Raw genomic sequence first — 11,380 nt, forward strand, 5'->3', positions numbered from 1 at the left:
CGGCTGGCGCCCATCATTTGCTCCCGGCCCTGTTTTGCGGCGGCCATGGGGAGCCGATGGAAACAATGCGGGAGGCGTTTATCTATGGATGAAAAGAATCAGAAAAACATGCCGGTGGAGGCACCGCGTCCGGTAGAGCCGGTATCGGCCCCCGAGCCCTATCCACCTATCCGGGTGGAAAAGCCCAACCGGCGCTATGCTCAGATGCTCAGCGTGGATATGGCATCGGCAAAAAGTGAAATGACCTCTATCACCCAGTATGTCTATCACAGTTGGGTGCTGCATGGGACTTACGGGGAGGCCGCCCACACTCTGGACCGCATCGCTATGGTGGAAATGCGCCACTTGGACATTCTTGGCCAGCTCATCGTGCTTCTCGGCGGCGACCCGGTCTATCAGAGCACCCGGCAGAACCGGCGCATCGTCTGGAACGGCGCCATGGTCACCTACCGCAAGCGCTTTACCCAGGCCATCCAGGACGACATTGCGCTGGAACAGGCCGCCATTGACCTCTATACCCGGCAGGCCGCCGCTATCCTAGACCCCTATGTTTCCACCATCATCCGACGTATCATCCAAGATGAGCTCATTCATTTGAAAATCTTCCGCTCCCTGCTTGAAGAGTACAGCGGATAGGCGATATAAAAAAGACAAAGGCAATTGCCTTTGTCTTTTTTATATTCGTTGTTTACAAAAGGAAACGAATCGATTTCTTCCCCATCCTACACAAGTATTTCATCAACTTTGGGCGAAATTAGTGGAGTTTATCCATTGCCAAGTGCTGCAAAAGATCCTATAATAAGTCCATTCGCATTTTTTACCAGTACATATTTAAATAGGAAGGGGACAAACCATATGAGCTACGACTTTCTGCTCGATCTGGCCCTCATACTGCTGAGCACCAAGCTTTTCGGACTGCTTACTAAAAAATTCAAGATGCCGCAGGTGGTGGGCGCTCTGGTGGCCGGCCTGGTCCTCGGCCCGGCCTGTCTGGGATTGCTCACCGAAACGGATTTCATTACCAAGCTCTCCGAGGTGGGCGTCATCATCCTCATGTTCACCGCCGGTTTGGAGACGGATATCCGGGAACTCAAACGCACCGGCAAAGCCTCCTTTGTTGTGGCCCTCATCGGCGTCATCGTGCCCCTCATCGGCGGCTTTGCCGTGGCCTACTTCTTTAACCACGAGGGTATCTCCGACGCCACCGCCTCCATTGTGCTCCAAAACGTCTTTATCGGCGTCATCCTCACCGCCACCTCGGTGAGTATCACGGTGGAAACCCTCAAAGAGATGGGCAAGCTCAACACCCGCTCGGGCAACACCATCCTAGGCGCCGCCATCATCGACGACATCCTGGGCATCGTGGCGCTGACGGTCATCACCAGCCTTGCCGACACCTCGGTCAACATCGGCATCGTACTGCTCAAAATCGTCCTCTTCTTTGTCATTGCCGGCGGTTCCGGCTACTTTATCTACCTGCTGTTTAACAAGTTCCAGGCCAAGTATCACAAGGATATGCGCCGATTCGTCATCCTCTCTTTTGTGTTCTGCCTGCTCCTTTCCTACGGCGCCGAGCGCTTCTTTGGCGTGGCGGACATCACCGGCGCTTTCATCGCGGGGCTCATCATCTCCAACACCGAGCGCACCCCCTACATCGCCGCCCGGTTTGAAACCCTCTCTTACACCTTGCTTTCCCCCATCTTTTTTGCCAGCATCGGCATCAAGGTGGTCCTGCCCGACATGACCCCCTCCATCATCCTCTTCTCGGTGCTACTGGTGGTCATTGCCATCCTGACCAAGATCGTGGGTTGCGGCTTGGGCGCCAAACTCTGCCGCTTCTCCACCCAGGAATCGGTCCAGATCGGCACCGGCATGGTCTCCCGCGGCGAGGTGGCGCTGATCGTAGCCACCAAGGGCGCGGCGCTGGGGCTGATGAGCTCGGTCTTCTTCGGGCCCATCATCATCATGGTGGTCATCACCACCATTGCCGCCCCCATCCTGTTAAAGCTGGCCTTCCGCCACGACGTCCCCTCCCCCGGGGACGAGCCACCCGATTCCCCGCTCAAAAGCTATGAGCTGCTCCAAAACGAGACCCCGGGAAAATAACTTCACCGCCAAAAAAACAGCCGCGAAAGCGGCTGTTTTTTGTGTTTCGAACGCGTGAAATGCGCGGGCAGCCTCGCGCATTGGTCTTTTCCACTGTGCGCTCAAAGAAACGGGAACGCATGGAAATCCAAAAGCCCGAAAGCGCGGACGTCCGCTTTCAGCGGTCGCGACCCGCGCAGGAGTGTCCGAAAAACAGCCCGCGGACCCATTAGGGTCCGCGGGCTGTTTTGATGTACCGGCACTCGCTACTTTTTGAGCGCCCGTTTCCTTAGTATGAGGAAAAACCAGATCATGCCCGCCCCTGTCAGGATGTGGCCGATGCCCGCCACCCCCGAGATCGCCGCGTCCATGCCGCTCGATAGGGAGATGGACAGGGTCTGGGTCACGCCCCGCCACACGAACGCGCCGGTGGTGATTACGACCCCAACATTGTAGAGCCAGAAAAACTTATTGAAACTGCGGTGGGTCGTCAGGGAAAACTGCTTGCTTAGGAGCAGCACCACCAAAAAGAAGAGCATCCCCAGCAAAAACAGGTGGGTATGGACCACCGACAGGGTGGTCTTCCCGGTAAAGCCATTCAGTTTCGTAAATTCCCGATAAAAGACGCCGCCCGCCATCGCCGCGATGGCGTAGATAAACGCGGTATTGATAAGCTTTTTCATCGCCAAACCTCCCCAAAGCCATTTTCTTGCTTCCATTGTACCGCAGTGCGCCTAAAATGTCTACCGTTTTGGTGTTTTTTATAAAATCCGTTGCCACTTTTCTTCCCCTGTGCTACACTAAAGCTAGGAAAGCCGCGCATTTTCGCGACGCCCACCGCCCGCGGCAACGGCGGGCCGCATAGAACATTTTGACACAAAGGAAGTAGTAGCATGAAGATTGTATTGCTCGAACCGCTGGGCGTTTCCCAGCAAGTTTTGGACGCGTGCGCCCAGCCCCTCTTAGACGCGGGCCACACCTTCACCGCCTATCCCAAGGACACCGACCCCGCTGTGCAGATCGAGCGGGCCAAGGACGCGGATATCATTATGGTGGCCAACATGCCGCTTTCGGGGGAAGTCATCCGCGCCTGCGAAAGCCTCAAATTCATCGACATCGCCTTCACCGGCGTGGACCATGTGGATCTGGCCGCCGCCAAGGAAAAGGGGGTGGCGGTGAGCAATGCCGCCGGGTACTCCACCCAAGCGGTGGCGGAACTGACCCTGTGCATGATGCTCTCTCTTCTGCGCCATGTGCCCCAGGTGGAGGAGCGCTGCCGGGCGGGGATGACCAAGGAGGGGCTCGTGGGCTGCGAGCTCGCGGGCAAGACGGTGGGCATCATCGGAACCGGCGCCATCGGGCTGCGCACCGCCCAATTGTGCAAAGCTTTCGGCTGCAAGGTCATCGGCTACGCCCCCCGGCCCAAGGAGGCCGCCGAAGGCATCCTCACCTATGTATCGCTGGAAGAGCTCTTAACCCAGTCGGACATCGTCTCCCTTCACTGTCCCATCAATGACAGCTCCCGCCATATGATCAGCCGAGAGCGGCTGGCCCTGATGAAACCTTCGGCCCTCCTCATCAATGTGGCCCGGGGCCCTGTGGTAGATTCCCAAGCCCTGGCCGACGCCCTCAATGCCGGTATCATCGCCGGAGCGGGCATCGACGTCTTTGAAAACGAGTCGCCCCTCCCCGTCGACCATCCGCTGCTCCACAGCAAAAACACCCTGGTGACGCCCCATGTGGCCTTTGCCTCCCAGGAATCCATGGCGGCCCGGGCCAAGATCGTCTTTGAGAACATCACCCGGTGGCTCGACGGCCATCAGCAGAATATCGTCCTCTAAAGGATACGGCCAAAGCGGCGCGGAATCTTCCGCGCCGCTTTCTTTGCGTCCTTAAATTTTGTAGCGCGTCCACCGCCCGCTTTTAAAGCGTGTCCAGGTCAGGAAGAAGCGCATGAACTGGTCCACGGCCAGCCCCAGCCAAGCGCCGAAGAGGCCCAATTGGAGGGGGTAACAGAAGAGCCAACCGCCCCCCGGCCGGATGATGGCCACGCTGATGAGGGAGACGAGGGCCGTATACCGGGTATCCCCCGCGCCCCGGAGGCATCCGGAGTAGACCACCTGGGAAATTTGCAGGAAGACGACCACGGTGAGTAAAGCCATGATCATGGTCCCATAGCCGAGAATCTCTTCCTCGCTGGTGAAGAGCCGGAAGATATACCGCCCCACCGAGAGGAAGACCGCCGCCAGGCCGCAGGAAAAGAGCAGTCCGATACGCTGGCACACCTTGCCGTAGAGCCGGGCTAAATCCGGCCGCTTGGCGCCCAGGTTGCGCCCCACCAGGGCGATGGCCGCCACCGACAGCCCGTCCCCGAAGGAGAAGGAGACGGTGAGCAGGTTCATACCGATCTGGTGGGCGGCGAAGGCCACCGTGCCCAGCTTTGCCACAATGATGGCGTAGATGAGAAAGCCGATGCGCAGGAATGTCTGCTCGGCCAAGGTGCTGGAGCCGATGTTGGCGATGGCCTTGAGGGTGGTCTTGTCAAACCGGACGCCGTGGACCACCTTGATGCAGATAAACTGCTCGCTAAAGAGGATGGAGCGCACGCTCATGATGAGGGCGCAGATGGTGCCCAACACCGTGGCGATGGCGGCGCCCATGACACCCAGCTTAGGGAAGCCCAAGTTCCCGCCGATGAGCAGATAGTTAAAGAGGATATTGACCAGGTTGGAGACGATATTGGTGCGCATGGCGATTTTGGTGTTACCGGCGCCCCGCTGGGCGGCGTTAATCACCATGGAGACCGTATTAAACGCCATGCCTCCCATGATGATCTGAAAATAGATCACCGCGTCCCGGTGGGTATCGGGCTGGGATCCGGCAAAGCGGATGATGGGGTCGGCAAAGATTACACAGACGGCGCTGACCACCACAGTGAGCATCACGGTCAAAAGCAGCGACTGCATCAGCACCTGGTTGGCGCTGCGCCGGTCCTCCTCCCCCCGCCTGCGGGCCACGATGGCGGACACCGCCACATTCAGCGAGAGGAAGACTGCTAGCCCGATAAATTTGGGCTGGGTGGTGAGGCCCACCGCCGCGATGGCGTAGTGCCCGAGGCTGCTGACCATCACCGTGTCGATGAGCCCCACCAGCGCCACCAGAAAGGATTCCAGGGTGGAGGGCCAAGCGATTTGGATGGTGGACAAAACCGCCTCCCGGTCGGTGGGCAGGGGACCCAAAGGTTCCTGTCCTCCCAGCATCTTGTCGACGCGAAAAAGCCGCACAGTATTCCCTTCCTTTCTTTTTTCTTCTCATCCGGGCTCTCATGCCGGACTACTCTGCGGGACGATTCGTCCCGCAGACAAGGCGGCAGGATGTCCCAGCCGGTGCCCCTCCTAGCGGGGATCTTTCGGAAACAAAACGCAAAAAAAGAGCCGCTATCCGGCTTTTTTGTGCGGGGTAAAAAGACGCCTCTTTGTTTCTTCCTCGTTCTTTTCTTATTTTACGTCCGTTTTTCCCCTCGGTCAAGGGGCGGCAATGTTCATAAAATATCCATTGACTGAAACTATTATCCGCTATAATATATATACGTTATAAATAATTGAGATAGGGGGTGTCCTGTTTTGGATGTCCTGGTCTTTAAAAATACCGTGTGGGATCTTTTGCGCAGCATCAACGAACATCTCAACGACTCCTTCCTCCCCGCAAGCGTAGCCCAGGGCCTCACCCTGCTCCAATTCCGCGCGCTGTTAGAAATCAAAGAGCACGGCGGACACAGCGTGGGCAGTTTGGGGCGGGCGCTGTGCGTCGCCAGCGCCAACGCCTCCTCCATGTGCAAACGTCTGGAACAGGACGGCCTTCTCGAACGGGTGCGGGACCTTTCCGACGAGCGGGTGGTCAACCTGCGGCTGACCGCGCGGGGTATCGCCGCCGTCCAGGAAGTGGAGGACAGCCTGCGCGCCCGTTTTTCCCCCACCATGGACAGCCAATCGGAAGAAACCATGAAATCCATCGTGGCGGGGCTTGAAAATCTGGACGCCCTGCTGCAAAAGCTCAGTGAGAACTAGTAAGAGAAAAACCACGAGGGTTTGCCGCGCCCATATCGGCACGCTCTCAGGGAGGATATGAGTATGCAGGAAAAGAAAACCCCGAAAAAGCCACTGATTTACTACTGTTGTATCGCCATCTTAGTGCTTGTGTTTCTCAACGCCTTTGTCTTCCCCCTCCTTACTCCCCAAGTGACCGAAGTGGATTACGGCACCTTTCTTAAACAGGTGGAAAACCACGAGGTGAAAAAGGCGGAGGTCACCGATAAACAAATCGCCTTCATTGGCGTGAATGGGGAGGGCAAGGACGCCTACTATGTCACCGGCGTCATGGACGATCCGGCGCTCACCCAGCGCCTCTACGATGCGGGCGTCAGCTTCGGCAAGGTGATTCCCACCGAAAGCTCTCCCCTCCTCACCTTTCTCCTGACCTGGATTCTGCCCACCTTCGTCCTCTTTGGCATCGGGGCCCTCTTCATGCGCTCCATGCAGAAAAAGATGGGCGGCCAGAATGCCATGACCTTTGGCAAGAGTAACGCCAAAATTTATGTGGAGGCCCAAACTGGCAAGACCTTTGCCGATGTGGCCGGCCAGGAGGAGGCAAAGGAAGCCCTCACCGAAATTGTGGACTTTCTCCACAATCCCCAGAAATATACCGCCATCGGCGCCAATATGCCCAAAGGCGCCCTATTGGTGGGCCCTCCGGGAACCGGCAAGACCCTCTTGGCTCAGGCGGTGGCCGGGGAGGCCAAAGTGCCCTTCTTCTCCATTTCCGGCTCAGAATTTGTGGAGATGTTCGTGGGCATGGGGGCCGCCAAAGTCCGGGATCTGTTTAAGCAGGCCCAGGAGAAGGCCCCCTGCATCGTCTTCATCGACGAGATCGACACCATCGGCAAGAAGCGGGACAGCGCCGTGGGCATGGGCGGCAACGATGAGCGGGAGCAGACCCTCAACCAGCTCCTGACCGAGATGGACGGCTTCGATGGTAAAAAGGGCGTCGTCATCCTGGCGGCCACCAACCGCCCCGAAACGCTGGACAAGGCCCTCCTGCGCCCCGGCCGCTTCGACCGGCGCATTCCGGTGGAGCTGCCCGATTTGCAGGGCAGGGAGGCCATTTTGCGGGTCCACGCGGCCAAGGTGAAGGTGGCGGATGCCATCGACTTTAGCGCTATCGCTAGGGCCACCTCGGGCGCGTCGGGGGCGGAGCTTGCCAACATCGTCAACGAGGCGGCCCTGCGGGCCGTCAAATGCGGACGAAACGCCGTGAGCCAGAGCGATTTGGAGGAGAGCGTGGAGGTGGTCATCGCCGGCTACCAGCGCAAAAACGCGGTCATCTCGGCCAGGGAGAAGGAGATTGTCTCCTATCACGAAATCGGCCACGCCCTGGTAGCCGCCCTGCAAACCGACTCCGCGCCGGTGCATAAAATCACCATCGTGCCCCGCACCTCGGGGGCCCTTGGCTACACCATGCAGGTGGAAGACACCGAGCACGCCCTCCTCTCCAAGGAGGAGGCCTTCAACAAAATTGCTACCTTCACCGGCGGCCGGGCGGCGGAGGAGCTCATCTTCGGCACCTTTACTTCCGGCGCCTCCAACGACATTGAGCAGGCCACCAAGCTGGCTCGGGCCATGGTCACCCGCCTTGGCATGAGCAAGGACTTCGATATGATGGCCCTGGAGACGGTGAGTAACCAGTATCTGGGCGGGGACACTTCCCTGGCCTGTTCCTCCCAGACCGCCGCGAAGATTGACGACGAGGTGCTCGCCATCATCAAAAAAGCCCATGAAAAAGCGGCCAATATTCTCAAAGAACATGAGGATAAACTTCATGAGCTGGCCCGGTATTTGTTAGAAAAGGAAACCATCACCGGGGAGGAATTCATGGAGATTTTGCACCGCTAGTATACCTTTGGCGCTATACCTGGGAATACATAGCGCCTTATGCTTTCCCGCTTCCGGCGGCGGAAAGCGTTTTCACTACTGCCGGAGAATGGAGAACTTTTATGAAACCGCAGCAACCCGCTGATCTTGGCAACGACAGCATCGGAAAACTTCTTGTACGCCTGGCGGTCCCCGCCATCGTGGCCCAGCTCGTCAACATGCTTTATAACATCGTCGACCGCATCTACATCGGCAACGGCGTGGGCTCTCTGGCCCTCACCGGCGTCGGCGTCACCTTTCCCATCATCATGCTCATTTCCGCCTTCTCCTCCCTCATCGGCATGGGGGGCGCGCCGAGAGCTTCTATCTACATGGGCCAACAGCGATACGATAAGGCCGAGCAGACTTTGGGCAACTGTTTTACCTCCCTCATCGCCATCTCAGTGGTGCTGACGGTGGCTTTGCTCTGGGCGGGGAAGCCCCTTCTCATGGTTTTCGGCGCCAGCAGCGATACCATCGGCTACGCCACCGACTACATGAACATCTATGTCTGCGGCACCCTCTTCGTCCAACTGGCCCTGGGGCTTAACACCTTCATCTCCTCCCAGGGCTTTGCCACACAAAGCATGCTCACCGTCCTCATCGGCGCGGTGATCAACATCGTCTTGGACCCCATCTTCATCTTCGTCTTCCACATGGGCGTCCAGGGCGCGGCGCTGGCCACCATCATCTCCCAGGCCATTTCCGCCGCATGGGTGCTGTGTTTTCTCTTTGGTAAGAGCACTAAGCTCAAAATCCGGCGGAAAAATCTGCGGGTCAAGTTGTCCGTCCTCCTGCCGGTGCTGGCGCTGGGCGTCTCCCCCTTCATCATGCAGAGCACCGAGAGCCTGCTCAATATCTGCTTTAACTCCTCCCTGCAGCGCTACGGCGGCGACCTGGCCGTTGGCGCCATGACCATCATGGGCAGCCTGATGCAGGTGCTGATGATGCCGCTGATGGGGCTGACCCAGGGTGCCCAGCCCATTGTAGGCTATAACTTTGGCGCAAAGAAAAACGACCGGGTCAAAAAGGCCTTCCGCTTGCTGATGATCGCCTGCGTCGCCTTCACTTCTCTCTTTTGGCTAAGCATGATGTTCTTCCCCCAGATCTTTATTCGGCTGTTCAATAACGATCCGGAGCTCTTACGCTTTACAGAATGGTCCATCCGCATTTATTTAGGCGCCGGTTTCATCATGGGCGCGCAGATCGCCTGCCAGCAGACCTTCATCGCCGTAGGACAGGCCAAGTCTTCCCTCTTCTTAGCGGTGCTTCGCAAGATCATCCTACTGATCCCACTGATCTATCTGCTGCCCCTTTTCTTGGAAGACAAGGTCTTCGCCGTTTTCCTGGCCGAGCCGATATCGGACATCCTGGCCACCACAACCACCATTCTGCTCTTCGCCTTCCAGTTTAAAAAGATACTCAAAAATAACGAACCTACTCCGGCACATTCCCCCGTTTCAGGCCATGAAGTGCTCATCCAGGGGGAGGAGTAACCAACCCTTTGAAGGAGGCTTATCCATGAACTGGCTGCGCAATTCTTTCGCCGGACGTCACGGCACCGACGCGCTTTCGGTGGCGCTGATGATCCTGTTTCTGCTGTTGTCCTTCCTAGGACAGCTCCTCCGCTGGCCCATCCTGGTGCTGCTCGCTTATCTGCCCCTCATCCTCTGCTTTTACCGGATGCTTTCCCGCAACCATGAAAAACGCTGGCGGGAAAATGAAGCCTTTCTCGGTTTTTGGCGACCCATCGGCCACTGGTGCAGCGTCCGGTTCCACCGAGCCCAGGACAACAAAACCCACCGCTTTTTCCACTGCCCCCAGTGCAAGCAGACCCTACGGGTCCCCCGGGGCAAGGGAAAAATTGAAATCCACTGTCCCAAATGCGGGACCACCTTTGTCAAAAAGACATAAAAGAACGGGCCGGACATCCAGTGGATGTCCGGCCCGTTCTTTTGCTCACTTGCTCATTCCATCCGCTTGCGGAGGATGGAGCCCGCCGGAAACGGCGTCTCACAGGCAAAGGAAAACGCCATGGCCGCGTGGGGAGCCGCCTCGATGGGCGTTCCTTCCCCATCCCGCAGATCCCGTACCTTGACGCTCTCCGGGCGGCCACGGGGAGGCAGCACCTCCAGTTCGTCCCCATCTAAGAATTTGTTGCGCTGCTCCCCATAGAGCACTCCCGCCTCATAGGCGCGGACCACGCCGACTACGTCATACCGGCGGATATAGCCACCGTTTTCGTAAAACTGTCCCTGCTCCGGGCGGCCGAAATAGAAGCCGGTGGAGTACTGGCGGTGGCTGACCTTCGTCACTTCCTCATAAAGCCAGTCCTCCAGCAGGAAGTGCTCCGGATCCCGCAGATATGCGTCCACCGCCAGCCGGTAAGCGTTGGTGACCACCGACACATAATAGGCGGATTTGGCCCGGCCCTCGATCTTGAGGGACGTGACCCCCGCTTGCACCAGCTTGTCGATGTGCTCGATCATGCACAGGTCCTTGGCGTTGAGGATGTAGCTGCCCCGCTCATCCTCCTCCAATTTGTAATACTCGCCGGGCCGCTTTTCCTCCATCAGATAATAGCCCCAGCGGCAGGGCTGGGCGCACGCCCCCCGGTTGGCGTCCCGGTGGGCCATATAGCTGGAAAGGAGGCAGCGCCCCGAAAAGGACATGCACATGGCGCCGTGGACAAAGGCCTCTATCTCCAGGTCCGGGGGCGTCTTCTCCCTGATTTCCCGGATGGCGTCCAGGGAGAGCTCACGGGCCAGCACCACTCGCTTGACGCCCATTTGGTAGAGCTCCGTGGCTGTTAGGTAGTTAACAATTCCCGTCTGGGTGGACATGTGAATCTCCATCTCGGGAATGACCCGCTTGCAGAGCATGAGGACGCCGATGTCCGCCACAATGACCGCGTCCACCCCGCACGCCTGCAAAAAGCGCAGATAATCGGGTAGGCGCTCGATTTCCTCATTGGAGGGCAGGGTGTTGCAGGTGACATAAACCGGCACCCCTCTTTGGTGGGCAAAGTCCACCGCTTCCTTCATCTGGTCCCGGTCAAAATTCTGGGGTGTGGCCCGCATACCGAACTCCTTACCGCCCAGATAGACGGCGTCCGCCCCGAAAGTCACTGCGGCGGTGAGGCGCTCCCTATCCCCAGCCGGCGCGAGCACCTCTGGATATTTCTTTAGCATTGCCACTTGTTTTTTCACTCCTATTACAATAAATTTGGACAGGGAAGCCGGGCAGCCAGTCCGGTTTCCCTTCCATCTCGTGCCTAAGCTACAATGAGAGGAGCAACTGGCTGACCATTCACTCCTTGGGCTTCTATG

General features: G+C 58.0%; 10 protein-coding genes. 7 read left to right on the plus strand and 3 right to left on the minus strand.

Annotation, left to right across the window (positions count from 1 at the left end):
* The first annotated feature begins 84 nt into the window (after positions 1 to 84).
* Both H8709_RS10135 and H8709_RS10140 read left to right on the plus strand, forming a co-directional pair.
* Positions 85 to 636 (plus strand): ferritin-like domain-containing protein, encoded by a 552-nt coding sequence (locus H8709_RS10135; protein ID WP_262398263.1) that lies wholly within the window; start codon positions 85 to 87, stop codon positions 634 to 636.
* 219 nt (positions 637 to 855) lie between these two features.
* On the plus strand, positions 856 to 2,106 hold the full coding sequence (locus H8709_RS10140; protein ID WP_262398264.1) for a cation:proton antiporter: 1,251 nt from the start codon (positions 856 to 858) through the stop codon (positions 2,104 to 2,106).
* Positions 2,107 to 2,351: 245 nt separating this feature from the next.
* Here the strand turns inward: H8709_RS10140 and H8709_RS10145 are convergent, their stop codons facing one another.
* Positions 2,352 to 2,768, minus strand: coding sequence for a DUF2871 domain-containing protein (locus H8709_RS10145; RefSeq protein WP_262398265.1), 417 nt, complete (start codon positions 2,766 to 2,768; stop codon positions 2,352 to 2,354).
* A gap of 210 nt (positions 2,769 to 2,978) precedes the next feature.
* Between H8709_RS10145 and H8709_RS10150 the strand changes: the two genes are divergently transcribed.
* A complete protein-coding gene (locus H8709_RS10150; protein ID WP_262398266.1) occupies positions 2,979 to 3,926 on the plus strand; it encodes a 2-hydroxyacid dehydrogenase in 948 nt (315 codons plus the stop codon).
* Positions 3,927 to 3,977: 51 nt separating this feature from the next.
* Here H8709_RS10150 and H8709_RS10155 read toward each other — a convergent pair whose 3' ends face one another.
* The gene (locus H8709_RS10155) at positions 3,978 to 5,369 is read right to left on the minus strand and encodes an MATE family efflux transporter (protein WP_262398267.1); all 1,392 of its coding nucleotides are present in this window, start codon (positions 5,367 to 5,369) and stop codon (positions 3,978 to 3,980) included.
* A gap of 339 nt (positions 5,370 to 5,708) precedes the next feature.
* Here H8709_RS10155 and H8709_RS10160 point away from each other — a divergent pair, with 339 nt between their 5' ends.
* From H8709_RS10160 to H8709_RS10175, 4 genes are all read left to right on the plus strand, one after another.
* Positions 5,709 to 6,152 carry a MarR family winged helix-turn-helix transcriptional regulator gene (locus H8709_RS10160; protein ID WP_262398268.1) on the plus strand — a complete coding sequence of 148 codons (444 nt, stop codon included), beginning with the start codon at positions 5,709 to 5,711 and terminating at the stop codon, positions 6,150 to 6,152.
* Positions 6,153 to 6,215: 63 nt separating this feature from the next.
* Positions 6,216 to 8,033 (plus strand): ATP-dependent zinc metalloprotease FtsH, encoded by a 1,818-nt coding sequence (gene ftsH / locus H8709_RS10165; protein WP_262398269.1) that lies wholly within the window; start codon positions 6,216 to 6,218, stop codon positions 8,031 to 8,033.
* Positions 8,034 to 8,134: 101 nt separating this feature from the next.
* Complete coding sequence (locus tag H8709_RS10170) at positions 8,135 to 9,547, plus strand: MATE family efflux transporter (protein WP_262398270.1); 1,413 nt, start codon at positions 8,135 to 8,137, stop codon at positions 9,545 to 9,547.
* 25 nt (positions 9,548 to 9,572) lie between these two features.
* On the plus strand, positions 9,573 to 9,965 hold the full coding sequence (locus tag H8709_RS10175; RefSeq protein WP_262398271.1) for a hypothetical protein: 393 nt from the start codon (positions 9,573 to 9,575) through the stop codon (positions 9,963 to 9,965).
* A 53-nt stretch (positions 9,966 to 10,018) separates the two neighbouring features.
* Here H8709_RS10175 and H8709_RS10180 read toward each other — a convergent pair whose 3' ends face one another.
* Positions 10,019 to 11,242 (minus strand): peptidase U32 family protein, encoded by a 1,224-nt coding sequence (locus H8709_RS10180; protein WP_262398272.1) that lies wholly within the window; start codon positions 11,240 to 11,242, stop codon positions 10,019 to 10,021.
* Positions 11,243 to 11,380 lie beyond the last annotated feature (138 nt).

Source organism: Zongyangia hominis, assembly GCF_014385095.1.
Classification (GTDB): domain Bacteria; phylum Bacillota; class Clostridia; order Oscillospirales; family Ruminococcaceae; genus Zongyangia; species Zongyangia hominis.